Annotated in this window: 22 protein-coding genes; 15 read left to right on the forward strand and 7 right to left on the reverse strand. The window is 69.1% G+C overall.

The annotated features are described in order from the left end of the window. Positions 1-311 precede the first annotated feature (311 nt). The 7 genes from ssd to IEY07_RS22105 all read left to right on the forward strand — a co-directional run bounded on the left by ssd (position 312) and on the right by IEY07_RS22105 (position 5574). On the forward strand, positions 312-1475 hold the full coding sequence (gene ssd, locus IEY07_RS22075; RefSeq protein ID WP_188897975.1) for a septum site-determining protein Ssd: 1164 nt from the start codon (positions 312-314) through the stop codon (positions 1473-1475). Further along, on the forward strand, positions 1472-2617 hold the full coding sequence (locus IEY07_RS22080) for a TadA family conjugal transfer-associated ATPase (protein WP_188897976.1): 1146 nt from the start codon (positions 1472-1474) through the stop codon (positions 2615-2617). Before ssd ends, IEY07_RS22080 begins: the two co-directional genes overlap by 4 nt. Continuing rightward, positions 2614-3426: a type II secretion system F family protein gene (locus IEY07_RS22085; protein WP_188897978.1), complete on the forward strand. Its 813-nt coding sequence runs from the start codon at positions 2614-2616 to the stop codon at positions 3424-3426. The genes IEY07_RS22080 and IEY07_RS22085 overlap by 4 nt, the downstream gene beginning before the upstream one ends. Before the next feature lie 25 nt (positions 3427-3451). Further along, a complete protein-coding gene (locus tag IEY07_RS22090) occupies positions 3452-4285 on the forward strand; it encodes a type II secretion system F family protein (RefSeq protein WP_188897980.1) in 834 nt (277 codons plus the stop codon). A gap of 163 nt (positions 4286-4448) precedes the next feature. Further along, positions 4449-4703, forward strand: a complete 255-nt coding sequence (locus IEY07_RS22095) for a hypothetical protein (RefSeq protein WP_188897982.1) — start codon at positions 4449-4451, stop codon at positions 4701-4703. Between the two features lie 134 nt (positions 4704-4837). Next, complete coding sequence (locus IEY07_RS22100; RefSeq protein WP_188897984.1) at positions 4838-5161, forward strand: TadE family type IV pilus minor pilin; 324 nt, start codon at positions 4838-4840, stop codon at positions 5159-5161. Beyond that, positions 5158-5574, forward strand: a complete 417-nt coding sequence (locus tag IEY07_RS22105) for an Rv3654c family TadE-like protein (protein ID WP_188897986.1) — start codon at positions 5158-5160, stop codon at positions 5572-5574. The genes IEY07_RS22100 and IEY07_RS22105 overlap by 4 nt, the downstream gene beginning before the upstream one ends. A gap of 47 nt (positions 5575-5621) precedes the next feature. Here IEY07_RS22105 and IEY07_RS22110 read toward each other — a convergent pair whose 3' ends face one another. From IEY07_RS22110 to sftH, 3 genes are all read right to left on the reverse strand, one after another. Next, complete coding sequence (locus IEY07_RS22110; RefSeq protein ID WP_188897988.1) at positions 5622-5834, reverse strand: DUF2804 family protein; 213 nt, start codon at positions 5832-5834, stop codon at positions 5622-5624. A gap of 7 nt (positions 5835-5841) precedes the next feature. Next, the gene (locus IEY07_RS22115; RefSeq protein WP_444543331.1) at positions 5842-6249 is read right to left on the reverse strand and encodes a hypothetical protein; all 408 of its coding nucleotides are present in this window, start codon (positions 6247-6249) and stop codon (positions 5842-5844) included. A 135-nt stretch (positions 6250-6384) separates the two neighbouring features. Beyond that, positions 6385-8721, reverse strand: coding sequence for a DEAD/DEAH box helicase (sftH, locus tag IEY07_RS22120; protein ID WP_229670520.1), 2337 nt, complete (start codon positions 8719-8721; stop codon positions 6385-6387). A gap of 181 nt (positions 8722-8902) precedes the next feature. Here sftH and IEY07_RS22125 point away from each other — a divergent pair, with 181 nt between their 5' ends. Next, positions 8903-11248, forward strand: a complete 2346-nt coding sequence (locus IEY07_RS22125) for a sodium-translocating pyrophosphatase (protein WP_188897992.1) — start codon at positions 8903-8905, stop codon at positions 11246-11248. Continuing rightward, positions 11245-12261 carry a CPBP family intramembrane glutamic endopeptidase gene (locus tag IEY07_RS22130; protein WP_188897994.1) on the forward strand — a complete coding sequence of 339 codons (1017 nt, stop codon included), beginning with the start codon at positions 11245-11247 and terminating at the stop codon, positions 12259-12261. Before IEY07_RS22125 ends, IEY07_RS22130 begins: the two co-directional genes overlap by 4 nt. A gap of 3 nt (positions 12262-12264) precedes the next feature. On the opposite strand, the gene IEY07_RS22135 is transcribed toward IEY07_RS22130, so the two are convergent. The 3 genes from IEY07_RS22135 to IEY07_RS22145 form a co-directional block, all read right to left on the reverse strand. Further along, complete coding sequence (locus IEY07_RS22135; RefSeq protein ID WP_188897996.1) at positions 12265-13143, reverse strand: oxygenase MpaB family protein; 879 nt, start codon at positions 13141-13143, stop codon at positions 12265-12267. A 120-nt stretch (positions 13144-13263) separates the two neighbouring features. Continuing rightward, the gene (locus tag IEY07_RS22140) at positions 13264-14499 is read right to left on the reverse strand and encodes an MFS transporter (protein ID WP_188897997.1); all 1236 of its coding nucleotides are present in this window, start codon (positions 14497-14499) and stop codon (positions 13264-13266) included. Beyond that, on the reverse strand, positions 14496-15092 hold the full coding sequence (locus IEY07_RS22145) for a TetR/AcrR family transcriptional regulator (RefSeq protein ID WP_188897999.1): 597 nt from the start codon (positions 15090-15092) through the stop codon (positions 14496-14498). Before IEY07_RS22145 ends, IEY07_RS22140 begins: the two co-directional genes overlap by 4 nt. 153 nt (positions 15093-15245) lie before the next feature. Between IEY07_RS22145 and IEY07_RS22150 the strand changes: the two genes are divergently transcribed. The 6 genes from IEY07_RS22150 to IEY07_RS22175 all read left to right on the forward strand — a co-directional run bounded on the left by IEY07_RS22150 (position 15246) and on the right by IEY07_RS22175 (position 24006). Further along, complete coding sequence (locus IEY07_RS22150) at positions 15246-16124, forward strand: universal stress protein (RefSeq protein WP_188898001.1); 879 nt, start codon at positions 15246-15248, stop codon at positions 16122-16124. A gap of 175 nt (positions 16125-16299) precedes the next feature. Then, a complete protein-coding gene (locus IEY07_RS22155) occupies positions 16300-17826 on the forward strand; it encodes a DUF7059 domain-containing protein (protein ID WP_229670521.1) in 1527 nt (508 codons plus the stop codon). A gap of 210 nt (positions 17827-18036) precedes the next feature. Continuing rightward, entirely contained in the window at positions 18037-20757 is a 2721-nt protein-coding gene (gene topA / locus IEY07_RS22160) for a type I DNA topoisomerase (protein WP_188898005.1), read from the forward strand. After that, positions 20754-22160, forward strand: coding sequence for a hypothetical protein (locus IEY07_RS22165; protein ID WP_188898007.1), 1407 nt, complete (start codon positions 20754-20756; stop codon positions 22158-22160). Before topA ends, IEY07_RS22165 begins: the two co-directional genes overlap by 4 nt. 13 nt (positions 22161-22173) lie before the next feature. Then, on the forward strand, positions 22174-22791 hold the full coding sequence (gene tmk / locus IEY07_RS22170; RefSeq protein ID WP_229670522.1) for a dTMP kinase: 618 nt from the start codon (positions 22174-22176) through the stop codon (positions 22789-22791). Between the two features lie 75 nt (positions 22792-22866). Further along, positions 22867-24006: a CopD family protein gene (locus IEY07_RS22175; RefSeq protein WP_188898012.1), complete on the forward strand. Its 1140-nt coding sequence runs from the start codon at positions 22867-22869 to the stop codon at positions 24004-24006. Between the two features lie 13 nt (positions 24007-24019). On the opposite strand, the gene IEY07_RS22180 is transcribed toward IEY07_RS22175, so the two are convergent. Then, a complete protein-coding gene (locus IEY07_RS22180) occupies positions 24020-25906 on the reverse strand; it encodes a beta-L-arabinofuranosidase domain-containing protein (protein ID WP_188898014.1) in 1887 nt (628 codons plus the stop codon). Between the last annotated feature and the right edge of the window lie 17 nt (positions 25907-25923).

Consider the following 25923-nt stretch of genomic DNA (forward strand, 5'->3'; position numbering starts at 1 on the left):
TCTCGGTCAGCGTCCGGCCCGTCGCGTCGGCGGCGTCAGGCCGCCAAATCCTCAGCGGTGCGACGATCCCGGCCATCACACGGTGCGAGATCCTCTGTTCTGCTCGCTTCCATTTGTACTCCCCGGACCGGTGTTTGAGAAGGCCTTGGAACCGAGAATCTGCTACCCGCCAGTAGCATCGGCGCAGCCAGTTGATCATGGTGCGCGGATCCATCGGTTTGTGGTTGTCCACAGGATCTCGGACGGCCCGGGTTATCCACAGATCCTGACCTTGCCCGACACACTTGCGATTCCAGACCCAAGGTAAGGGTGTGGGACCGAATCAGACTCCGACGTTGGCGGCCAGACCGCCGTACGGCATCGGCGATCGAGCGCGAGGTGCCCGAGCGTCGGGTCCGGGCGGCGGCGATCGACATCCGCTGGTGCTGACCGCCGACCTGGAGATCCTCGACGGGATCCTTGCGGCGACGGCTGCAGCCGACGTCGAGCCGACCGTCTGCGAGACGGCCGCGGCGATCCGGCCGTTCTGGTCGCGCTCACCGATGGTGATCATCGGAGCCGACCAGGCCCGGCAGGCGGCGGAGCTGTTGCTGCCGCACCGTACCGAGGTGTTCGTGGTCGGGCCACCGGATCGGCTGGCGGAGATGTCGGTTTGGTCGGCCCCGCTGGGCGCGGCGGTCGTCAGACTTCCCGACGGTGCCGGCGCCCTCAGCGGCGCCGTCGCCGACCTGACCGGCAGCCAGCCGGGTTCGGGACGGTTGGTGACGGTGGTCGGGGGATCAGGTGGAGTCGGCGCGTCCACGCTGGCCGCCGCGTTGGCCATCGGCGCCACACTGCGAGGACTCCCGGCGATGTTGGTCGATCTCGACGTGTTGGGAGGCGGGATCGATCTCCTCGTCGGGGCTGAGGGGGTGGCCGGTTGGCGATGGCCGAGGTTGGGTGCGGCGCAGGGGCACCTCGGCGATCTCACCGGCCACCTTCCCCGGATCGTCGGCCTCGACGTCCTGTCGACGACCCGGGACGATCCGCGTCCCGACCCGGATCAATTGGCGCCGGGCGCGGTGCGTGCGGTTCTGGCATCGGCCACCCGGACCCACCGGTTGGTGGTCGTCGACCTGCCGCGCTCGCTGACCCCGGCCGCTCTGGAGGCGCTGCGCCGGGCCGACCTTGCCGTGCTGATGGCCTCGGCCGAGGTGCGCGGGATCGCAGCTGCCCGTCGGGTGGCCGACACACTGCGCGAGACCACCGATGCACCGGCGCTGGTCGTCCGGCGTCCGCGCGGGGCAGGGATCGACCTGTCGGTGGTGGCCGAATCGGTCGGAGTGGGACTGGCCGGTGCGGTCGGACCAGATGCGTCGCTGCTCCGCGGCGCCGAGCGCGGTGATCCGCCCGGACGTGCGCCGCGCAGCCCGCTCGCGCGACTCAGCAGCAAGCTGTTGGATCGGGTGCTCGACGAATCCGGACCGGACCGGTGACCGCTGATCTGGAACCGATCCGGACCAAGCTCGCCGCCCTCGGCCGGCCCCACACCAGCGCCGACGTGGCCGATGCGATGCGCGCCGAGGGATTGCTGGTCAGCGACGCCGCATTGCTGGAGACGGTCGAGGCGATCCGCCGGGAGAGCGTCGGCGCCGGACCCCTGGATCCGCTGCTGCGGTTGGAGGGTGTCACCGATGTGCTGGTCAACGGGCCGGACCAGGTGTTCCTCGACCGCGGCAAGGGACTGGAGGATGCCGGGGTGCGGTTCAGCTCCGATGCCGAGGTGCGGCGGTTGGCCCAACGGCTCGCCGCGTCCGCGGGGAGACGGCTGGACGACAGTTCACCCTTCGTGGACACCCGGCTCGCCGACGGCACTCGGGTGCACGCGGTACTCGGACCGCTGGCCGACCCGGGGACGTGCATCTCGTTGCGGGTCGGGTCGCGCCGGGTGCTCTCGCTGGACGATCTGATCGCCGCCGGGACGGTCCCGCCGGCCGGCGCCCAGGTGCTCACCGCGATGGTCATGGCCCGGGTCGCCTATCTGATCAGTGGCGGGACCGGGTCGGGCAAGACCACGCTGCTGGCGGCGCTGCTGGCCCTGGTGCCGCCGGCGGAGCGGTTGGTGATCGTCGAGGACTCCCGCGAGCTGGCTCCGCGGCATCCGCACGTCGTGCGTCTGGAGGGACGTCCCGGCAATGCCGAACGGACCGGTGCCGTCACGCTCACCGACCTGGTCCGGCAGGCGTTGCGGATGCGCCCCGACCGGCTGGTGGTCGGCGAGGTCCGCGGTGCGGAGATCTGCGACCTGCTGGCCGCCATGAACACCGGCCACGAGGGCGGTTGCGGCACTGTGCACGCCAACTCCGCCGCCGACGTGCCGGCCCGGCTGGAGGCGTTGGCGGCGATCGGCGGTCTGCCCCGGGAGGCCCTGCACGCGCAGTTGTCGTCGGCGCTGGACGTCCTGGTGCACATCCGGCGCGACCAGTCCGGCCGCCGACGCGTCAGCGAGATCAGCGTGCTGGACCGCGATCCGGTCGGCGGCCTGGTCACAGCGATGCCGGCCGTCGGCTTCGCCGGCGGCAGGGTGACGACCGGGCCTGGAGCGGCGGAGCTGGAGCGGATCTTGTCCCGATCATGATCATCATCTCCGTGCTGCTGGCCGGGATCGCCGGCCTGTTGTGGTTCCGCACGCCTCCGGTCCGCTCGTTGCGCCGCCGGCTGGCAACTATCGGCCAAGCAACCGCGGAGCGATCGCCGACTGCCGGTCTGCGGGGGTTGCTGCCCGTCGTCTGCGCCGCCGGGGCACTGACCGGATCCGGTTTGGCGTTCGGCGCCCAGGGTTTCTGGCTCTGCGCACCGGCGGTGATCATCGCGGCGACCGTGGCCCGCCTGGTCCGGGCCGGTGTCCGCCGGGCGCGGGCCGCCGCCGCGCGACAGCAGGTCGCTCAGGCCTGTTCGGTCCTGGCCACCCAGGTGCGGATCGGGCAGCCGCCCCTGGTGGCGATCCGGTCGGCGGCCGAGGACTGCCCGGTGTTGCGGCCGGCCGTCGCGATCGTCGAATTGGGCGGTGATCCGACCGCGGCCTGGTGCGGCACCGCGAAATCGCCGGGCCACGAGGGTCTGGCGGAGTTGGCCCGGGTCTGGCAGGTCGCCAACCGGACCGGGGCCGATCTTGCCGATGCGCTCGACCGTGCCGCCGACGGTCTGTTCGACGACGACGCGGTCGCTCTGGTGGTGGCCAGCGAAGCGGCGGGACCGCGTGCCAGCGGCAAGATCATGGCGGTCCTGCCGGTCGCCGGCCTCGGGATCGGATACGCCATCGGCGGTGATCCGCTGCAGTTCCTCACCAGCAGTCCGTACGGGTGGGGCTGTCTGGTCGCCGGCACCGTGCTGGCCTGCGGGGGTGTGTTGTGGATGGAGCGGGTGGCCGATAGGGCGGCGCTGTGAATCCCTTCGGTGAAAGGAAACCTCCATGATCATCAGTCAGCTGTACGGTGTGCTGGCCGTCGTGCTCGCCGGTCTGGCTGTCGGCGGGGCGGTCTCAGAGCCCGCGGCCGGGTTACGACGGCTGCGCCCGAGCGGTGACCATGATCACCCCGGCCGGGAGGACCCGGGTGGCCCGACCGGAGGCGCTCGGTCGCGACCGGTCGCTGAGCTGATTGCGGCGCTCGCCGCGCCACGGCGGGGCTCGCCGCCGACCGGTCAGCGGGCGGCGCTTGCCGGTGCCGTCGCGGTCGTGCTGCCGCTCGGACTGCAGGCCGTCGCCGGTGTCGGGGCACAGGCATGGTTCGCGGCGCCGGTTGCTGCTGCCGCCGGCTATCTGGTCTCCGGAAGACTGCAGACGCCGGCCTACCATCGTCGCCGGCAACGGCTCGTGGACGGACTGCCTGCCGCGCTGGAGTTGCTGTCGGCTGCCATTGCGGCCGGGTTGCCGCTGCGGTCAGCGGTCGGGGAGGTGCTCGCGGTGCTGGACGGTCCGCTGGCCGAGGACCTGCAGCAGGTGATCACGAGTATCGACCTGGGCCGGGACGAGGCGACCGCCTGGCGGTCGTTGCGCGACCATCCGGCGCTCGGGCCGATCAGTGTCGACCTCGCCCGGTCCTTGGAGTCGGGCACCATGATCGCCGCGACCCTGCAACGGCATGCCGCGATCGCCCGGCGCAACCGGCGTGGCGATCGCGAGGCCCGTGCCCGGACGGTCGGTGTCAAGTCGGTGCCGCCGTTGATGTTGTGCTTCGTGCCGGCGTTCTTGTTGATCAGCATCGTGCCGATCGCGGCGTCCGGGATTGTGCAGGCCCTGCAGTGATCGGGCCGCACCGTGCTCGCGCTGGTTATGCACAGGTCTTCGGTTGCTTCGAAGCCGTGTCCACAGATTCCGCGACGGGTGAATCACGAAGGCACTTCAGACCCAGTGTTCCTGTGCAGGGGAAATGCATCCAGCCGGGATGCCGATGCACAAAGGAGTTCTTATGTCGCAGGTCGTCACACACGACACAGCAGGCAGCGTCTCGTCGGGCAGTGTCTCGTCGGGCAGTGTCTCGTCGAGCACCACCTCGTCCGGAGCACAGCGGGGACTGGTCACCGTGGAGTTCATCTTCGGGATCATCCTCGTGATCGCGATCATCACGGTGGTGGTCTCGGTGATCCACAATCCGGCGATCGGCTCGCTGCTGGTCCAGCTCGTCAGCTGGATCCTCGGCCTGATCAAGGGGGTGAAGGCCTGAACCTGGGGGCCGGTGGGCACCGGATGAGGCCGCGATCGTCGGCGGGGTGTCGTCCCGCCGGCATCCGGCCGCACCGCCGACAGCCCGGCCGGCGACGCGCTCGGAGCGGGTCCGACATAGGGCGGCAGCGCGGGATGGTCACGGTCGAGTTGGTGTTCGGTTTTCTGATCGTGTCGATCATGATGGCGGTCTTCGGCTGGGGGATCCTGTTGTTCGGGGTGCAGATCGGATGCATCGACACCGCGCGTGACGTGGCCAGGCAGGCGGCCCGCGGCGACGACGACGCCGTTCACACCGCGGAGTCCGAAGCACCACACGGTGTCAGGGTCATAGTCACGACCAAGGGCGATCAGATCGGCGTCGAGGTGACCGCCAGGTCCAAGCCGTTCAACTTCGTCCCGGCCATCACACTGACCGCCGATGCCACCGCCCTGCGGGAACCGGGGGAGCAGGGATGAGCGGACGGACCTGCAGCAGACACAGGAGAAGCGGCACCACCGACCCGCCGCGAGGACGGGACCGGGAGCGGGGCAGCGGCACGCTGCTGGTGCTCACCGTGGTGATCTTCATGCTGAGCCTGGCGTCCACCGTCGGTGTCTTCGGCCGCTACATCGTGGCCTGGCACCGGGCCGCCGCGGCAGCCGACCTGGCTGCCCTCGCCGGGGCACAGGCGTACGGGACGGGTCAGGACGGCTGCGGCGTGGCCACGGAGTTCGCGGACCGGAATGATCAACAGCTGACCGACTGCTCGGTGGTCGGCGACCGAGCCGACTTCGTGCTGTCGGTGAAGATCTCGGCGCCGGTGCCGACCCGAGTGCCGGTGCTGCCGGAGCAGGTCACCGCTACCGCCGATGCCGGCCCGGTCCGATGATCACCCAACCGATCACATCCCCGGGCCGGTCGTTGATCATCGACCTGTCAGAGCCGGGCGTGCATCCGTTCCAGCACGCCCGGACGTCCGCTGAGCTCGTAGCGGGTGCCGTCCAGGGCACGGACAGTGCCGTGCCAGGTCCCGCACTCCTGGAAATAGTCCATAGCGGCAACGACCAACTGGTGTTCGGCCCGCTTGCGACCCTGGGGCGAGAAGAGCAGATCCACCCGGCCGTCGGCCGAGGCCACCCGCGTCGACACCGGCCCGTCACCGGCCGGGCGATCGGACGTGGTCGGTGTGAAGGTCAGGTCCGTGAGTGGTTCGGCGACCGGCCCCGTCGATCCGTCCTGGATCCAGAGGCAGGATTCGTCCTCGGTGCCGGCAGGTTGGGTGCGGGCGGGGTCCGGCGTCCAGTTCCAACTCGCCACGCAACGCCGGCCCGGCAGCGGACCCGTCGATGTCGATCATGATCCGGCGCTGGCGGCGATCCGGGTCGAAGACATACTGCATGCGATAGCCGTCGACCGCGAAGGAGCATCGCCCGCCGTCGAGCAGCCGGGACGGCAACACGGCATGCCCGCGGGCCGCAGCGCTGTGCTCGTACAGGTCGCTGGTGGCGCGGTCGTAGCCGTAGATCTCCGAGGTCGCCAGATACTTGGCGTCCTGGATGATCATGGCGCCACCCCGGTCGGGATGGATCAGGGTGAAGCCGACCCATTCCTTGAGCCGGAAGCGTTCCCAGGCGCGTCGCGGTCCGGAGAAGGCGTCGAGCGGGTTGACCAGCCCGGTCTGACGCGATCTCGGCCACCGTCAGCGGCTGGGCGCGGGATCCAGCAGATCGTGCAGCAGCCAGATCGCGGCCTGCTTGTCGAGCATCTGGTTGGCGTTGCCGCATTTGGGCGACACCACACAGGACGGGCAGCCCAGCTCGCAGCGGCACGACTGGAGCCGCCCGAGTGTCGCTTGCCACCAGTCCTCGGCAACCTGGTAGCCGCGCTCGGCGAATCCCGCGCCACCGGGATGGCCGTCGTGCACGAAGACCGTCAGTGTCCCGGTGTCGGGATGCAGGATCGTGGACAGGCCGCCGATGTCCCAGCGGTCGCAGGGGGCGAACATCGGCAGCAAGCCGATCGCCGTGTGCTCGGCGGCATGGGCCGCCGAGCCCAGCTGTGCTGCCGTCAGGTCCAGCGAGGCGGCGTCGAAGGTCCACCAGGTGGCCGTCGTCCGCAGCCTCCGCTCGGGCATGTCCAGCGGCGTCTCGTCCCAGACGTCGGAGGTGACCTCGTCCCGGCGCAGGTAGCCGATCACCTGGCTGAAGACATCCACCTCGCCATAGTGCAGGATCCCGTTGCCGAAGGGTCGCTGTTGCAGCTCCTGGACGATCTGCACGTCGTGGGCGCCGCGCGGTTCGGTGTAGTAGCCGGTCCGGGCCGGCCGTACCAGCGCCTCGCACTCGTCCTGGTCCAGATCCTCGACCAGATAACTGTCGCCCTGATGCAGATACACCGCGCCCGGGTGCACGGTCCCGTCGGACCCGACCTGGTCGACCGTGCCCAGCACCCGGCCGCTGTCGATCTCGACGATCTCCACGACGGGGCCGCCCGCACCCCGCAGGTCGACGGCGTCGACGGCCCGCTCGGGCCGCGGCCAGAACCAACCGGCCGCCCGTTTCCGGACGACGCCCTGGGCCTCCAGCCGTCGCAGCACGGAGATCATCTCCGGCCCGAACCAGACCCCGTCGGCCTCGGTGATCGGCAGCTCCTGGGCCGCCGCTGCCAGGTGCGGCCCGAGGACGTACGGGTTGGCAGCATGCAGCACGGTTTGTTCGACCGGCTCGTCGAACAACAGTTCCGGATGGTCGAAGTAGTAGGCGTCCAGCGGGTTGCGCGCAGCGATCAGCACGACCTGGGCATCCCGTCCGGTGCGGCCCGCACGGCCGGCCTGCTGCCACAGCGCCGACCGGGTGCCGGGGAAGCCGCTGATGATCACCGCGTCCAGACCAGCCACGTCGACGCCCAGCTCGAGCGCGTTGGTGGCGGCCAGCCCGCGCAGCGAACCGTCCTGGAGCCCCGCCTCCAGCGCTCTCCGGTCGGAGGCCAGATAGCCGGCCCGATACGAGTCGATCCGGGCCTGTTCACCGCCGAGCGCCTCGACCTGCTCCTGGGCACGCACCGCCGTCAGCTCTGCCATCCGCCGACTCGGGATGAACGCCACCGTCTGCAGCCCGGCGTCGACGAACTGTGCCATCAGATGCGCCGCCTCGTCGGTCGGATACTGCACCGGCTCCCAGAGCGTGAAGTCGACCGCGCCGTGCGGCGAGGCGTCCCGGTCCACCACGACCACCTGCTCGGCCGGACACCCCACCAGTTCCGAGGTCATCCGGTCCGCGCCGGTGACGGTCGCCGAGGCGATGATGAAAACCGGGCTGGCGCCGTAGGAGGCACACAGCCGGCGCAGGCGGCGTACGACCTGGGCCACGTGACTGCCGAAGACGCCCCGGTAGCGGTGCGCCTCGTCGATCACGACATACCGCAGGTTGCCCAGGAAGGTCGCCCACCGGCTGTGGTTGGCCAGCATCGAATAGTGCAGGAAGTCCGGATTCGTCAGCACGTACGCGGCGTGATCGCGGGCCCAGTCCCGCTCGGCCGTGTCCGAGTCGCCGTCGACAGCGGCCACCCGCCAGCCGCCTGGGCCCGGACGATTGGCCCCGAATTCACCCGTGACCCGCAGCTGGTCGTGGGCCAGTGCCTTGGTCGGCGCCAGATAGAGCGCGGTGTGCGGACGGCGGGGCCGGATCAGCCGGGCCCGGGTCTCGGCCCGGGCGGTCACCGGCACCGGGGCGGTGGCAGCGGCACCGCCGTAGGTGGCAGCCATCACCGGCATCAGGTAGCCGAGCGTCTTGCCCGACGCCGTGCCGGTCGTGACGGCGACCGGGCGACCTCCGTAGGCCGCGTCGGCGACCGCGACCTGGTGGGTCCAGGGCCGCTCGATCCCGCGGGACCGGACGGTCTCGACGACCTCGGCCGGCAACCAGGCGGGCCAGTCGGCATGCTCGGCAGTCCGCTCCGGGAGCCGGTGCCGATGGCGTACCTGCTCGCCGTCGAGCAGCGGGCTGCCCGGCAGCGGGGACCGCACCGACGTATGCACGCTCCCAGTGTCGCTCCCGGCACCGACAACGCCGCATCCAGACTGTGGCCGCGCTGGAGAATTGTGACCCGGATCATGCCTGGCGCAGTGGCGCACCGTTAGACTCCGGGCAAGCTGCGCGCAACGGCGCGTCGTGGAGTCAGCCCCTAACTCTCTTCCCGCAGCATCCAGGAGTGCATATATGTACGTTCCGACCGCGCTCGAAGTTTCACTGACGGCCGGCAACCTCACTGTGGTGGCGATCGTCGCCGTCATCGCCCTCATCGCAATGGCCATGGCACTGGTCTTCCGGCGACAGGTCCTGGTCGCCGGCGAGGGCACCGAGAACATGCGGACCATCGCCCAGGGGGTCCAGGAAGGTGCGTCGGCCTATCTCGGCCGGCAGTTCCGGACCCTGGGTGGTTTCGCCGTCGCCGCGTTCCTCTTGCTGCTCGCGCTACCGGCCCACACCGACACCGGCACGTCGCAGCTGTTGTTGCGGATCGCCCGCTCGATCGCCTTCCTCGTCGGCGCGTTCTTCTCCGCGATCATCGGCTACCTCGGCATGTGGCTCGCGGTCCGTGCCAACGTCCGGGTCGCCGCGGCTGCCCGGGAGGACGGTCGCAACCCGGCGATGCGGATCGCCTTCCGTACCGGCGCCCACGTCGGCATGTCGACCGTCGGCCTCGGCCTGCTCGGCGCATCCCTGGTGGTGTTGATCTTCAAGAGTGACGCCCCGACCATCCTCGAAGGCTTCGGCTTCGGCGCCGCGATGCTGGCCATGTTCATGCGGGTCGGTGGCGGCATCTTCACCAAGGCCGCCGATGTCGGCGCCGACCTGGTCGGCAAGGTCGAGCAGGGCATCCCCGAGGACGACCCGCGCAATGCCGCGACGATCGCCGACAACGTCGGTGACAACGTCGGCGACTGCGCCGGTATGGCGGCCGACCTGTTCGAGTCCTACGCCGTGACCCTGGTCGCCTCGCTGATCCTCGGCAAGGCCGCCTTCGGCGCCGACGGACTGATCTTCCCGCTGATCGTGCCGGGCATCGGCGTGATCACCGCGATCATCGGAATCTTCCTGACCCGGCCGCGGACCGGTGAGAACGGGCTGCGCACCATCAACCGGGCCTTCTACGTGTCGGCGGCGATTTCTGCCGTCCTGGTGGCGATCGCGTCCTTCGTTTACCTGCCGTCCAGCTTCGCCGCCCTGCACCTGCCGGCCGGTACGACGTACAACGGCCCGATCGACGACCCGCGGGTGGTCGCCCTGATCTCGGTGCTGATCGGCATCCTGCTCGCGGTGATCATCCTGTCGCTGACCGGCTACTACACCGGCACTGAGGATCGCCCGACCCGTGATGTCGCCAAGACCTCGCTGACCGGTGCGGCAACCGTGATCCTGTCCGGCATCTCGCTCGGCCTGTCCTCGGCGGTCTACACCGCGCTGGTGATCGCGGCCGCGGTGTTCGGCGCCTTCCTGATCGGCGGTTCCGGCATCGTCGCGCTGTTCTGCATCGCGCTCGCCGGTTGTGGCCTGCTGACCACGGTCGGCGTGATCGTGGCCATGGACACCTTCGGCCCGGTCTCCGACAACGCCCAGGGCATCGCCGAGATGTCGGGTGATGTCGAGGGTGACGGCGCCCAGATCCTCACCGAGCTGGACGCGGTCGGCAACACCACCAAGGCGATCACCAAGGGCATCGCGATCGCGACCGCCGTCCTTGCGGCGACCGCGCTCTTCGGCTCCTACACCGACAACATCCGCGGCGTGCTCGGGGCGGCGTACACCAAGTTCACCGACCAGGCCGTGGTGTACGCCCCGGCCGTGCTGGTCGGGCTGCTCGCCGGTGCTGCAGTGGTGTTCCTGTTCTCCGGTCTGGCGATCAACGCCGTCGGTCGCGCCGCCGGTGCGGTGGTCTTCGAGGTACGCCGCCAGTTCCGCGAGATCCCCGGGATCATGGAGGGCACCGGCAAGCCGGAATACGGCCGTGTGGTCGACATGGTCACCAAGGATTCGCTGCGTGAGCTGGGAACTCCGGGCCTGCTGGCGATCATGGCCCCGATCGCGGTCGGCTTCGGCCTGGGTGCACCGGCGCTGGCCGGCTACCTGGGCGGTGCGATCGCTGCCGGCACCCTGATGGCGGTCTACCTGGCCAACTCCGGTGGCGCCTGGGACAACGCGAAGAAGATCGTCGAGGACGGCTACGCCGGCGGCAAGGGCTCGCCGGCGCATGAGGCCACCGTGATCGGTGACACCGTCGGCGACCCGTTCAAGGACACCGCCGGCCCGGCGATCAACCCGTTGATCAAGGTGATGAATCTGGTCGCCGTGCTGATCGCGCCGGCCGTCGTCTCGATGGGTTCGCTGTCCGATTCGCCCAACGCGCTGCGCTACGTCATCGCCCTGGTCGCCTTCGCCGTCATCGTGGTGGTGGTCGTGATCAGCAGCCGTCGCGAGGTCGGCATCGCCGACGACGACGCCCCGACCAACGACAGCGGCACCGGCACGGGCGAGCCGGAACTCGCGGCGGACAAGGCGGAGTGAGCGCACCAGGCGGGCTTCCCCCGGGTTACCCGGTCCCCGCCTGGGCCCGGGTCAAGGATCCGATGCCGACCCTGCCGGTCGAATACCAGCAGCTGGTCCGCGGCGGACGCTACGCCTGGTGGCGTCCGCTGCTGACGCTGTTGCTGTGCGTCGCGTTCGATCTTGTCGTGCAGGTGGTGGCCGGTTTCGTGGTCGGCGCGATCGCGGTCCTCACCGGTACCGACGTCAGCCGGGTCGTGCAGAAGCTGTCCGACACCAGTTCGATGGGACCGCTCACCTTCAGCGTGGTGATCATCGGTCTGGTCGGGCTGATCCCGTCGGCCATGTTCGCCAGCTGGATCGTCAACGGGGTACGACCGCGCTACCTGGCCTCGGTGGCCGGTGGATTCCGCTGGCGCTGGCTGCTGCGCTGCCTGATGGTCACCGTGCCGGTCTTCGTGATCTACCTGGTGTTGCAGTTCGTGGTCGACTCGAGCACCAGCCCGCGACCGGCGCACTGGGGCATCCTGCTGATCATGGTGATCATCGGAATCCCGTTCCAGTCGGCCGGTGAGGAGTACGCCTTCCGCGGCCTGGTCCTGCAGAATGTCGGCGCCTGGTTCAAGAATCCGCGGATCGGGTTGATCGTTGCGATCATCCCGTCGATGATCTTCTTCGCACTGGCCCACGGCAGCCATGACCCGTGGGTCTTTTCCGACTTGGCGATCTTCGCGCTCTCGTCGTGCATCGCCGCCTGGCGGACCGGCGGCCTGGAAGCCTCGATCGCGCTGCACGCGACCAACAACGTACTGCTGATGATCGCCACGCTGCTCTTCGGCGGCTGGAACGCCGCCTTCGTCAGCTCGGCCACCGTCGGCAGCCCGATCGAGCCGCTGTCCACGTTGGTGGTCAACGGCCTGTGTGTCGCGCTGATCCTCTGGCAGGCCAAGCGCGTACGCCTCCAACGGCTGTACCACCCGCGGTCGCTGGTGGCGGGCCAGCCGGTGGGTGGCAACGCGCCACGGTGGCAGTAGCGCTCAGGACCGTACGTCGGCGGCGGAGCGTCCGAATCCCTCGGCCTCGAACGCCCGATCCAGGGTGACCATCAGTGCCCGCGCGGTCGGACGCAGCAGAACGCGGTCCATGATCACCACCGTCGGCAGCCCAAGCTCCGATCGGGCCCAGGCGGGAAGCGTGGCCACGGCACCTGCAGCCAGCACCCGGTAGCCGGCCCGGGCCGGACCGGAGATCGGCGGATCCCACAGCAGCAGCCGGGCGGCGTCCTGGGACGGTTCGCTGCCGCGGAGCAGCGGCCGGAAACCGGCCACCCGGCGATTGAGTTGGTCGTGGGTACGTGGTGGGTCGATGACCCCGAGCGCCTCGGCGGTGCGGGCGAAGTCGGCGAGATAGCGGTCGATCCGACTTGCGGGCAACGGGTTGCGCGCGAATGCCTGGTTGGCCGCCAGGAAGCTGTCCGCCTCGGCGACGTGGATCCACATCAACAACTCGGGATCATCGGCGCGGTACGGCGTACCGTCCGGCATCTGACCTGTGACGCGATCGTGGATCCGGCGCACCAGGGCGATCTGCTCCCCGGCCCGGTCGACACTGCCATAGGTGGTGGCGCCGATGAACGCCGCCGTTCGGCGGAAGCGTCCCCACGGATCGGAGCGGTAGCCGGAATGATCGCTGACCGCCTGCATCGCCACCGGGTGCAACGACTGCAGCAACAGGGCCCGCAGGCCGCCGACCAACATCGCGATGTCGCCGTGCACCTCGCGGACCGGCGAGTCAGGTGGCAGCCACGGCTCGCCCAGGTCCGCTGCCCGGACGGCAGGTGACCCGCCCCCGGTGAGCCGGTCGGTGACCTCCCGGACCATCCGGGAACGCAAACTGCGTAACGGATTCCCCGGCATGGATCCCAGGCTACCCAGCCGACCTCACGGATCCGCACCACGTGGCGCGATCCGCACCTGCTGCAGCTGGTGCGGATCCCGGTACCCGGTGCGGCTCGCGTACGAGGAGGGCCAGGCGGCTCAGGCGTCGCAGGTCGCCGGCTCACGGCTGCCGGCGGCAACCGGGATCGGCTTCGGCACCTGGCGGCGTTCGATGATCACGGAGGCGATCGCCACCAGCAGCGACAGTCCGAGCATGATCATCCCGGCGCCGATCGGGGAGCGGAAGCCCAGTCCTGCGGTGATGGCCAGGCCACCGAACCACGGACCGACGGCGTTGCCGACGTTGAAGGCGCTGGTGTTCACAGCGGCAGCCAGCGTCGGCGCCGAGCCGGCGAATCCCATCACCCGGGCGTTCAGTCCGCCGGCGATCGAGAAGGCGGCCAGGGCGTACAAGATCATCGCAATGCCGACGCCGATCGGCGACGCGGAGGTCGCCAACAGCAGGCCGGAGGCGAGCAGGGTCGCGACCAGGCTGATGATCACATTCGCCAGCGGGCCGCGGTCGGCGAACCGTCCGCCGAGGCTGGTGCCCGCCAGGGCGCCGACACCGAACAGCAGCAGGTAGATCGGCACCCGGCCGACAGTGATCTGGGTGACGTTGATCAGCAGCGGAGCGAAGTAGGAGAACGCCGCGAAGACGCCGCCCTGGAACAGTGCGGTGGTCAGCAGTGCCAGCCACAGCCGACCGGACCGGAAGACGCCGACCTCGTTGCGGATCAGTGCACCGAGGCGGACGGAGCTGCGGGTGTCGGTGTCGGGCACCAGCACTGCGATCGCAACGGCACTGATCGCAGTGGCGATCGCGACGGCGACGAAGGCTGCGCGCCAGCCGTACCGCTCACCAAGCCAGGTCCCGGCAGGTACGCCGATCACGTTGGCGACCGACAGCCCGCCGACCAGCAGGGCCAGGGATCTGGCCAGCAGCCGCGGCCCGGCAAGCCGGGTGGCGACGACGGCCGAGGCCGACCAGAAGGTCGCGTACAACACCGCCGCGACGATCCGGGTGATCATCAGGCCGGCGTAGCCATGCATCAGGACGCCGACCAGGTGCATGATCACGTAGCCGCCGGCGGCGACCAGCAGCGTGAACTTGCGGGGCAGCCGCAAGGTCAGCACGGTCATCACCGGCGCGCCGATCATCATGCCGAGTGCGAATGCGGTGATCAACATCCCGGCGCGCGGCACGCTGACACCGAGATCGCGGGTCAGGCCGGGCAGTAACCCGGCGATCATGAATTCGGAGGTTCCCTGGGCGAAGATCGCGGCAGCAAGGACGTAGACCGCCAGTGGCGGCCTGGTGTTCGGGGAATTCATCGGCTCAGCAACTGGGAGAGGGCGGAGGTGAGGGTGCGGTCGATCCTCGCGTCGTCGCCCTGGTCGGTGTGGACCCGGCCGGCGATCTGCAGACCGTTGATCATGGCGTGCAGCATCCCGGCAAGTTCGGCCGAGCCGATGGTGCTGGTGATCGAGCCGTCGGCCTTGCCGCGCTCGATCAGTGCGGTCAGGGTGGCGGTGTAGCGGTCGAGATTCTGCCGGGCCAGTTCGGCGATCTGCGGGTCGTCGTCGCCGAGCTCGACCGAGGCGGCCAGGACCATGCAGGTCCGGCGGTCGGCTGCGTCCCGCTGCTGCTCGATGGTGTCGCGCAGCATGGCCTCGACGACCTCGCGACCGGTGCCTTCGGCCGCCAGGAAGCGTTCGGCGCGGCCCCGGCCGGTGTCGTCGTAGCGTTGCAGCGCGGCCTGGTACATGGCGGCTTTGTTGCCGAAGGTGTTGTAGAGGCTGCTGCGGGACAGACCGGTGCCCGAGCACAGGTCGTCGGTGGAGGTGGCGGCATAGGAGCTGCTCCGGAACTGCTCGATCGCCGCATCGACGACGGTCTCGGTACGGAAGCCGCGAGGGCGAGACATGGCGGCAACCGTACCAGGGTTATGGACTGATCTGTCCAGAATCTGATTCGTGAGACGCTGGGTCCCCGGGAGCGGACTCTGTGCGTCCTCTGGAATGCTGCAGCGTACGCTCTGCTTCGGCGGGCTGATCAGGCTTCAGACGAGGGAGTGCTCATGAGCAACAAGTTCGTGGTCGGTATCGACGGTTCGGCGATCAGCCAACGTGCGGTCGAGTTCGCGGCTGACGAAGCGGCGCTGCACGACGGCGAGCTGGAGATCGTCTATGCGGTCGAGTTGCCGACCGATGTCGACTTCTACGGCATGACCATCGCCGGCCCGCAGATCGAGGTGCTGCAGCACTACGGCGACGAACTGCTCACCGCGGCGGCCGCCAAGGTCAAGGACAGCCACCCGGACCTGCCCACCACGACCAAGTCCGTGATCGGCAACCCGACCTGGGTGCTGATCAGTGCCTCCGAGGACGCCGCCGCGATCATCGTCGGCAGCCGCGGCCTCGGTGCGGTCAAGGGTGCCTTCCTGGGCTCGGTCAGCAGCCGGTTGTCGACCGAGGCGTCCTGCCCGGTGTTCGTGATCAGCGAGCACGAGGAGCGCCCGACCGGTGGTCCGATCGTGGTCGGTGTCGACGATTCCGAGTTCGGCACCGCGGCCCTGGCGTTCGCCCTCGCCCAGGCCGCGGCCCGCAAGACGTCGGTCCGTGCGGTCAGTGCATACCGGGCGCCGGCCCTGGCCGCCCCGGTCGAGCCGGAACTGCTGGTCGCGCTGCAGACCTCCGAGGCCCAGGAGGCCGAACGCGTCCTGACCACCGCACTCGAGCGGGCCGTGACCGAGGAGACCAAGAACGTCGAGGTCGAGAAGGTCGCGGTCGAGGATTCGCCCGCCAATGCGATCATCGAGCAGTCCAAGGATGCCCAACTGATCGTTGTGGGCTCGCACGGCAAGGGCTTCATCAAGCGGCTGTTCCTCGGCTCGGTGAGCCGCCAGGTCCTCTCCGACGCCGACCGCCCGGTCGTGGTCGTCGATCTCCCGCACTGAGGTGCACTGACCTCTGGCACTCTTCCGGCGTCTCGCTGCGGGTTGGGCCCTTCGGCACCACCGCCGGCATCACGCGCTGGCGCAAGATCACTCGGATCGATTCCACCGCCGATCGATCGACCACTGTCCCGAGGCCGCCCGGGAGTCGTTACGGTGAGTCGTTACGGTGACTGTCGTGCTCAGTGACGATGATCTTGCCCGGCTCCGCGACCGGTTCCGCGACGCGGACTACACCGTCGACCGGATCCTGGAACTCGTCGGCAGTTCGGCGCATGCCGCGCTCGGGCGCAACAACACCACACCGGCACTCCGGGCGCTGCGGGGCGTCGACGACCCCGCAGCCACCCTGGCCCGACTCTGGCCGCTGCAGTCGACGGTCGGCACCGACGAACTCGACCGGGCCCTGCCCGGACTGACTGGTCCGCTGCTGGCTGCCGGGATCCTGGAGGCCGACCAGGACCGGGTCCGCGCCCGGATCGACCTGCGGCCGTACGCCAGTGACGAGGCCCTTCGACAGGCTCAGGGCTCGGGCGCGGCTCAGGACTCGGGGAACTACTGGATCTTCTCCGATCTGACGCCCGGGCTGGACGGGCCGATGACACCGGTCGCGCCGGATTTCGTCCTGGGTGTCTCGCCGGCCTCGATGACGCTGGCCGAGTTGACCATCCGCCGCCCGGTCAGCTCCGCGCTGGACCTGGGCACCGGGTGCGGGGTGCAGAGCCTGCATCTGGCCCGGCACGCTCAACGGGTCGTTGCGACCGACATCAACACCCGGGCACTGGCGCTGGCCCGGGCCTCGATGGGGCTCAACGGGATCGAAACGGTCGAGATCCGCGAGGGCAGTCTGTACGAGCCGGTGGGCGAGGAGGCGTACGACCTGATCGTCACCAATCCGCCGTACGTGATGTCGCCGCCGGGCAGTGCCGACCTCCGGCTCACCTACCGCGAGGCGGGGCTGGTCGCCGACGACCTGGTCCGCCAGGTCGTGGTCGACGGGGCGCGCCACCTCAATCCGGGCGGCACGCTGCAGGTGCTCGGCAACTGGGCCCAGCTCCGTGGCCAGGACTGGCAGGACCGGCTCGCCGAGTGGGTCCGGACGACCGGCTGCGATGCGCACATCCTGCGCCGCGAGACTCTGGACGCCTTCGAATACATCGAGATCTGGCTGGCCGACGCCGGACTGGTCGGTGATCCGGGCTACCGGGAGGCGTACGAGACGTGGTGCGACTACTTCGACCAGCTCGGCATCGAGTCGGTCGGGATGGGCTGGTTCAGTGTCACCAAGGCCGGTCGTGTGACGCCCGCGGTCACCATCGAGGACTGGCCGCACCCGGTCGAACAGCCGATCGGCGCAGCCTGGGCCGCGCGCATCGACGCGGTCGATCTGAATACCCGGCTGTCGGATGCGGAGGTGCTCGCGACCCGCTGGAAGCTGGCACCCGACGTCAGCCAGGAGACCGTCGGCCGGCCGGGAGCTGAGGATCCTGAGGCGATCGTCTTCCGTCAGCAACGGGGTCTCCGGCGGGCCGTCCGCGTCGACACCGCGCTGGCGGGAGTGCTCGGCGCCTGCGACGGTGACCTCACTCTGCAGCAGATCGTTGTCGCGGTCGCCGGGATCCTGGAAGTCGACGCGGACCGGCTCGCTGCTGAGACACTCGACGGCGTCAGGCCGTTGATCGTGGACAATCTCTTGACGACATAGAGTTGCCGCAGCAGAGTTGCCCAGCGCCGGGCCGCGCAGATCTCCAGGGATTTGACAACGCCCCTATATATAGACACGTCCGGACTTGTGCCACGAGACGGTGCGCCGCAGAGCGTGCCGGAGGTGACGGACTCGGATGGCGCACGGGTGTGACAGATGTAGTAGTTGACTGCGCAACTTGTAGGCAGCACGCAGTGGGAGAGGGCAGGAGTGGCAAGCAACGGTTCCGGGCACCGCTTGGTGATCGTCGAGTCGCCGACCAAGGTGAAGACGATCGCCGGGTATCTCGGCGACGGTTTCGTCGTCGAGTCCTCGCGCGGTCACGTCCGGGACCTGCCGACCGGCGCATCCGAGGTCCCCGCCAAGTACAAGGGCGAGAAGTGGGCCCGGACCGGAATCAACGTCGACAACGGCTTCCAGCCGATCTACGTCGTGTCCCCGGACAAGCGGACGACGATCAAGCAGTTGAAGCAGGCGCTGGCCGGCGCGGACGAGTTGCTGCTGGCCACTGACGACGACCGTGAGGGCGAGGCGATCGCCTGGCACCTGCTCGAGGAGCTCAAGCCCACGGTGCCGGTTCGTCGGATGGTCTTCCACGAGATCACCCGCAACGCGATCAACGAGGCGCTGCAGAATCCGCGTGACCTGGACACCGACAAGGTCGACGCCCAGGAGACCCGCCGGATCCTGGACCGGTTGTACGGCTACGAGGTGTCGCCGGTGCTGTGGCGCAAGGTCATGCCCCGCCTGTCCGCCGGTCGGGTGCAATCGGTCGCCACCCGGCTGGTGGTCGACCGCGAGCGGGAGCGGATCGCTTTCCGCAGCGCCGGCTACTGGGATCTGGACGCAACGCTGGATGCCGGTGCACCGGCTGATCCGCCGCTCTTCCCGGCCCGGTTGACCCATGTCGGTGCCGCCCGGGTCGCGCAGGGCCGCGACTTCGACGACCGAGGCAATCTCAAGCAGGGTAATGATCAACTGCTGCACCTGGACCAGGCCGCTGCCGAAGAGCTGGCGGCCCGGATGCGGGTTGCGCAGTTCTCGGTCACCAGCGTCGAGTCCCGTCCCTACCGGCGCAGCCCGTATCCGCCGTTCCGCACGACGACGATGCAGCAGGAGGCCGGCCGCAAGCTGGGTTTCACCGCGCAGCGGACGATGTCGGTCGCCCAGGATCTCTATGAGGGCGGCTACATCACCTATATGCGTACGGATTCGATCACCTTGTCCGCGTCGGCGATCTCGGCCGCCCGTGACCAGGTGCAGCGGCTCTTCGGTGACAGCTACCTGCCCGAGAAAGCCCGGGTGTACGCGAGCAAGGTGAAGGGTGCCCAGGAGGCGCACGAGGCGATCCGGCCGTCCGGCGAAAGCTTCCGGACGCCGGCCCAGACCGGCCTGACCGGTGATCAGTTCCGGCTCTACGACATGATCTGGAAGCGTACGGTCGCCTCCCAGATGCGTGACGCCGAGGGCAACACGGTCACGGTGCGGATCAACGCCCATCCTGAGCAGGGTGAGGATGCGACCTTCGTCGCCTCCGGTCGGACGATCACCTTCCACGGTTTCCTCAAGGCTTACGTGGAATCCCGCGACGATGCGGATGCGGCCACCGATGATCAACAGACTCGGCTGCCGAATCTGACCCAGGGTCAGTCGCTGCGCCCGGAGGAGATCACCGCCTCCGGCCACGAGACCAAGCCGCCGGCGCGCTACACCGAGCCGTCGCTGGTCGCCAAGCTGGAAGAGCTCAACATCGGCCGGCCGTCGACCTACGCGACGATCATCCGTACGATCACCAGCCGCGACTATGTCTTCAAGAAGGGCTCCGCGCTGGTCCCGACCTGGCTCGCCTTCGCGGTGACGACCCTGCTGGAGCAGCATTTCCCGCATCTGGTCGACTACCAGTTCACCGCCGAGATGGAGGAGGACCTGGACAAGATCGCCGATGGTGATCTCGAGCGTCTCTCGGTGCTCAACGAGTTCTACTACGGCGAGGGTGATCAGGAGGGCCTGCACAAGCTGGTCAACGAGCTCGGCGACATCGACGCCCGCGCACTGTCGACCTTCCCGATCGGCGATCTGGATTCGAATGTGGTGGCCCGGGTCGGCCGCTACGGCACCTACGTTGAGGACGGCGAGGGCCACCGGGCATCGGTTCCTGATGATCTTGCTCCGGACGAGTTGACCCTCGAGGTCGCCAAGGAGCTGCTGAGCAAGCCGATGGGGGAGGAGCGTGAGCTCGGCACCGATCCCGAGACCGGCACCATGATCGTTGCGAAGAATGGCCGCTTCGGTCCCTATGTCACCGAGGTGCTGGACGAAGAGGCGCCGAAGGGTGCGAAACCGCGGACCGGTTCGCTCTTCAAGTCGATGAGTGTCGACACGGTGACGCTGGACCAGGCGCTGCAGCTGATGAGCCTGCCGCGGGTCGTCGGGGTCGGCGAGGACGGGGTCGAGATCACCGCCCAGAACGGCCGGTATGGCCCGTATCTGAAGAAGGGCACGGATTCCCGGTCGCTGGCAAGCGAGGAACAGATCTTCGAGATCACCCTGGACGAGGCCGAGAAGATCTACGCCCAGCCCAAACAGCGTGGCCGCGCCGCCGCCAAGCCACCGTTGAAGGAACTGGGCAACGACCCGGTCAGCGGCAAGCCGATGGTGATCAAGGACGGCCGGTTCGGCGCCTACGTCACCGACGGGGAGTACAACGCGACCCTGCGCCGCGACGACGAGATCGAAACGATCACCGCCGAACGGGCCGCGGAGTTGCTGGCGGAGAAGCGTGCCAAGGGTCCGGCGCCGGCCAAGCGGTCGGGCCGGAAGACTGCGGCCAAGAAGACCACAGCCAAGAAAACGACAGCTAAGAAAACCACGGCGAAGAAGAGCACCGCCAAGAAGGCGCCGGCCAAGAAGGCGACGGCCACGGAAGCGTGACCAAGTCAGGTCCGGCCGGAGAGCCGCTGCTCTTCGATCTCCCGTTCACGGCTGTTCCCGCCCGGCTGGACAATGCCGACCTCGGCCTGGCCCGGGTCGTGGCGCTGGCCGGCCGGGACACCACGTACGCAGCCGAGGTGACATTGCTGGACGTCGCCGATCATCGGATGATCCGTTCCGGGCTGGAGTTGGCGCACCGGGTGATCGACGGCCGTGGCGACTGGTGCCTGCGCGCGCCGGAGTGGCAGCCGTTGCTGCCCGCCGAGCGGGTTGAGCCGTTCGCAGTCGGTGACCTTCCCGACGACATCGCCGACATCGTGCTGCCCTTCCGCCGGCGGGGCGCACTCGGGCCGGTGGCGGCGATCAGCATCGAGCGGCAGACCTTCGAATTCCGCGCCGCCGACGGCGACCAACCGTTGTGCTACCTGCAGGACGACCGGGTGACGATCCGGCGTGGCGGTGTGACCACCGCCCGCTATCGCGAGATCACCATCGACCCAGCCGGCAGCTTCACGGCCGAGCAGGAGATCTGGCTGGTCAGCGCGATGGTCGCCGCCGGCGGCACCCAGATCGAAGGGTTCCCGGCCCTGGCGACGCGGCTCGGGACCCCGGCGACGGGACCAACCGACTACCCGTATCCGCGGCCGGTCGACGAGAAGTCGAGCTTCGAGACCTTTGTCGAGGCGGTGCTGGCCGGAAGGTTGCTGGAGTTGATCACCGCCGACCTCTCCGCCCGGGGCGATGAGCCGGAGGCCGGCGAACTGTTGCAGTCGGTCGTGTCCGGCCTGCGCGGTGACCTGAACGGGCTTGCGTCGGCACTCGACCCGGACTGGTTGGCCGAGATCGACGAAGAACTCGGCTGGCTGGTCTCGGCGCTGGAGGGCACCAGCAACGAGGGCGATCGGGTGCGTTCTGTGCTGCGCCGGGAGCGCTACCTGCGGCTGTTGGAGTTGCTGGTCAGCGCCGTACGCGCTCCCCGCGTCGAGGCGGAAGCGCTGGACCTGCCGGCAGCGGAGACGTTGGCCGGCCTGCTCGCCGACGCGGTCGCCAAGTTGATCAAGGAGGCCGACCGGCTCGGTCCGCGGTCGCGGACCGAGGACTGGTCGGTCGCAGCCCTCAGCGCCGAGGAGGTCGCCCGGATCGACGGGCTGGCCCGGATGGTCGTGGCCAAGCGGGACCGTCGGGCCGCCCGTCGGCTGCGGCGCCCGATCGAACTGCTGATCGAGGCCAGGGCTCAGGCGGAGCAGGGCGACGATGCCCAGCGGCAGGCCCGATTCTCCACTCCGGCCGATGCGTTCGAGCTGGGGCGTGCTTACCAGCGGCACAAGCAACGACAGGCCGAGGCCCGGGATGCGTTCCTGGACGCCTGGCGGAAGGCCGCCCGGGCCGGGAAGCGGTCATGAGCGGACCAGCATCGTGAGCAGGGGACTGTTCGTGGTCTTCGAGGGCGGCGAGGGGGCCGGGAAGTCGACCCAGGTCGGGCTGCTCTGTGACTGGCTGGCCGAGACCGGGCGCCCGCATCTGCGGACCTTCGAACCCGGCGATACCGCGGTCGGCCGGCAGATCCGCGGCATCGTGCTCGATCCGGCGACCGGGGACCTCGCGCCCAAGGCCGAGTCGCTGTTGTATGCGGCGGACAAGGCCCACCACCTGCAGACGGTGGTCCGTCCGGCGCTGGCCCGCGGCGAGGTCGTGGTCTGCGACCGTTACGTCGATTCGATGTTGGCCTACCAGGGTGCCGGCCGGGTGCTCGACCTGGCCGAGGTGGAACACATTGCCCGGTGGGCCACCGACGACCTGCGGCCTGACCTGACCGTGTTGCTGGACGGTGACCCGACCGAGCTGATGGGCGGGATCGACGTCCGGGACCGGATCGAGGCCGCGGGCGACGACTTCCACAGGACCGTACGGGACCACTTCCGCGAGCTGGCCGGACGCGATCCGGAGCGGTACCTGGTGTTGCCGGCCCGAGACTCCCGCGACGCGGTCGCTGCCGCGGTCCGCACCAGGGTCGCCGGTCTCCTCGACTCCTGACCTGCTGCCCACAACGTGATCATCAGGGGGTAGCCGACGCGTACCGTCATGAGATTTAGGTTAGCCTTCCCTAATATGAACGCTTCTTCGGCTTCGCCGTACGTGCTTCCGGCGCTCCCGCGAATCCTGATCACGCTCTGTTACGACGCCGGGCTGCTGGCAGCCATCGGCCTGGCTGCGACCTATCTTTTCGTGCTGCGCCCGGGAGACGGGCGGGATCGTGCTGACAGCCTCGGGCTGCGGACCCGGATGCGGAGCGTGTTGTCGGTCGTCGGTGGCGTCCTGATCATCGCCAGCTATGCCGACCTCGCCGTCACGATCGCGCGCTCCGAAGATCACCCGAACTACCTCGGCGCCTTCTCGCCTGCGGTGATGTCACGATTCGTCACGGCCCCGGCCGACGACGGGGACTGGGTCAGCGCGGGCCTGCTGGCGCTGATCCAGTACGGGCTGTTGGTCGTGGCCGGTGCGGCGCTGCTGGCGTCGCGGTTCCGCCGGGTCCGCGGCCGCGGCGTCGCCGCCGGTCTGGTCCTCGCGCTCTTCGGTACGACCGTCTCGGCGCTGCCAACCACCGCCGACGCGCTGACCGGCGACGATCTTGTCCAGACACTGTTGATCCAAGTGCACATCGTGACCGCCGGCGTCTGGGTCGGCGGCGTCTTCGGACTCGGACTGCTGGCCGTCCGGGACCGGCGATCGGGTGGTGTCGCCCCGATCTGGTCGACGATCTGGAGCCGGTTCAGCCACGTCGCCGCGGTGTGTGTCGGCGGCGTGCTGATCTCCGGACTGTGGCTGACCTGGAAGCACGTCGGATCGCCGGGGCAGTTCCTCAGCACACCATACGGGCGCTTCCTGGCGACCAAGATCACGTTGGTCTTGATCATGATCGTAGCCGGTGGCTACAACCAGCAGGTGTTGCTACCCAGGATCGCCCGGCTCGGCGCCCGCGGAGGTGCCGAGGTGGCGATCCGGCATCTCGGCAGGGTCGTCCGGATCGAGGCCGTGATCGGCGGCCTGGTGATCATGGTCGTACCATTCCTGTCCGGGTCGGCGCGCAAGGAGGCCGCCGGCGCTCCGGCGAGTCCGATCGACGGGCGGCTGCTCGCGCTCGGCCTGTTGCTGATCGTATTGATCGCGTTCGGCCTGTGGTCGGCCGGCCGGTTCGCCAGGAGCTTCGCACGGGTCTCCGGACCGGTCGAGGAGAACCAAGCGTGAGACACCGGAGCTTCTAGAGCTCGTCCGCGTCGTCCCAGCTCCCGATCACCGGGAATTCGGCGACCCGCAGCCGCGCAGTCCCGTACGGCACCAGGTCGACCCGTTCGAAGGGCCCATGATCGAAAACCGGGCTGGCGGGTGGTGGCGATGCCTGGGCACCGTCAGCGGTCCAGCTGGTCGCACGGGCGCCGGTCGCGCTGACCATCAGCGGCGACCCCTGACCGGGTTGCGGTCCGGTCAGTCCGAACGGGACGGCCGGGACAGGGCGGCGGGCGACCGGCCACGCGACGGAGCTCTCCAGCTCCGACAGGGCGACGTTGAACGAGCGGCGGCGATGGATCTCCCACTCGCCCAGTCCGGGCGCTCCGTCGACCGGGATCCAGTTCTCACCCAGCGGATGGACCAAGGACAGCGGCCCGAAGAAGACGGCAGCCGACTGCCGCTCCCGACGCTGGATCCGGACCGCCATCGGCAACGTCAACTCGATCACGTGCCGGCCCTGCCAGGATCGGTGCAGCACGACGTGGCCATCCTGGACCGGGTCTGCGGCCGGGAGGTCGTCCACGACGAGTCGGTGATGATCGGCCCAGGTCGGGATCCGCAGCTGGAGCGGGAACGGTTCCGCGCTCTGGGTCTCGACGGTGATCGTCACCGTCTCCTCGAAGGGGTAGTCGGTGTCGACGACCAGACTGACCTCGTGATCGTCGATCATGGTCCGGATGCTTGCCGGGGCGTACGCGACCGACCGCAGCCCGCCATTGATCGACCGCATCCACAGGCTGGACACGAATTTCGGCCAGCCCTGATGCAGGTTGGCGGTGCAGCAGCCGAAGTTGGGCTCGAGCCCGAAGATGTTGGTGTCGTCTCCGGAGTGGGTCCAGTTGCGGTGCGCGACCGACACTTCGATCTGGGTGGCCTGTTGCAGATACTGGCGGGCCAGCATCCGCGGATCGCAGGATGCCGGCAGTTGGTTGAACGCCAGCGATTCCAGCCGGTCGCCCTGCAGCGCATCGGCGAACGTGGCCGCCAGCACTTCGCAACTGAACATCGACTCGACGACCTGGCAGGTCTCCATACCGGCCGTGGCCTCGCGGCCGCCGAGGAACTCGTCACCGGAGAACCAACCGTGGGCCTGGCCGTGCCAGCGGTCGAGATTCGCGAATGCGCGCTCGGTCTCCTCGCGGTGCTCGTCGCGTCCATCCCGGGCCCAGTCGACCGCGCCCTTCTTCAGCCCCATCGCCACATTCACGCAGTGATCACGATGCCGGAAGATCCGCGCCGGCCCGGTGATCAGATCGTGGCCGAGATAGCTGTTCCAGTCGATCGTCTGGCTGCCGATCAGGTCGACAAGATCAAGCAGCCAGTCCTCCTGGGTTCGCTCGTACAGCCACAAGATCGACAAGCTGTTGTCCGCTCCGCGGGCCCAGCCCCATGACCGCAACGGGCGGGCCGGCAGGTGGTCGGCCTGATAGCGGAAATACCTTTGCAGAAAGGGAATCACGCGTTCGTCGCCGGACGCCTCGGCGTGCTGGGTGAGCACCTTGAGCGCGACCATCCGCGGCCACCAGTCGTCATTGGTGGTAGGACCGAACCAGCCGTCGCCGGTCTGCGATGCCAGGATCGCCTCGATCCACGGCCGGGCCTTCGCTTGCAGCGTCTCGTCGCCCAGGGCGTACGCCAGCGGGACGAGTCCGTCGAGGTAGTAGGGCCCGCGCTCCCAGTCGTCGCCGTGTCCGCCGCGCCAGGCGTTGGCCGGGCCGACGTCGGGCCAGATGTCCTCCAGTTGTCCGGTCAGGCCGTCGGCCTGGAGCCGGAGTTGATCACGCAGCCAGCCCTGGGCGGTGATCGATCCGAGTGGGAGCATGGCAGCCGACGGCAGGCGGGAGGCAACGTCCTTCACGAGCGGTGACTGTAGTC

This window comes from Microlunatus endophyticus (genome assembly GCF_014646195.1).
Classification (GTDB): domain Bacteria; phylum Actinomycetota; class Actinomycetes; order Propionibacteriales; family Propionibacteriaceae; genus Microlunatus; species Microlunatus endophyticus.

Excerpts from the sequence above, each read along its gene's own strand:
- IEY07_RS22085 (WP_188897978.1), top strand. The coding sequence starts at position 2,614 with ATGATCATCATCTCCGTGCTGCTGGCCGGGATCGCCGGCCTGTTGTGG.
- IEY07_RS22090 (WP_188897980.1), top strand. The coding sequence starts at position 3,452 with ATGATCATCAGTCAGCTGTACGGTGTGCTGGCCGTCGTGCTCGCCGGT.
- IEY07_RS22095 (WP_188897982.1), top strand. The coding sequence starts at position 4,449 with ATGTCGCAGGTCGTCACACACGACACAGCAGGCAGCGTCTCGTCGGGC.
- IEY07_RS22100 (WP_188897984.1), top strand. The coding sequence starts at position 4,838 with ATGGTCACGGTCGAGTTGGTGTTCGGTTTTCTGATCGTGTCGATCATG.
- IEY07_RS22105 (WP_188897986.1), top strand. The coding sequence starts at position 5,158 with ATGAGCGGACGGACCTGCAGCAGACACAGGAGAAGCGGCACCACCGAC.
- IEY07_RS22115 (WP_444543331.1), bottom strand. The coding sequence starts at position 6,249 with ATGATCATCCAGGACGCCAAGTATCTGGCGACCTCGGAGATCTACGGC.
- IEY07_RS22125 (WP_188897992.1), top strand. The coding sequence starts at position 8,903 with ATGTACGTTCCGACCGCGCTCGAAGTTTCACTGACGGCCGGCAACCTC.
- IEY07_RS22135 (WP_188897996.1), bottom strand. The coding sequence starts at position 13,143 with ATGCCGGGGAATCCGTTACGCAGTTTGCGTTCCCGGATGGTCCGGGAG.
- IEY07_RS22140 (WP_188897997.1), bottom strand. The coding sequence starts at position 14,499 with ATGAATTCCCCGAACACCAGGCCGCCACTGGCGGTCTACGTCCTTGCT.
- IEY07_RS22145 (WP_188897999.1), bottom strand. The coding sequence starts at position 15,092 with ATGTCTCGCCCTCGCGGCTTCCGTACCGAGACCGTCGTCGATGCGGCG.
- IEY07_RS22150 (WP_188898001.1), top strand. The coding sequence starts at position 15,246 with ATGAGCAACAAGTTCGTGGTCGGTATCGACGGTTCGGCGATCAGCCAA.
- IEY07_RS22175 (WP_188898012.1), top strand. The coding sequence starts at position 22,867 with ATGAACGCTTCTTCGGCTTCGCCGTACGTGCTTCCGGCGCTCCCGCGA.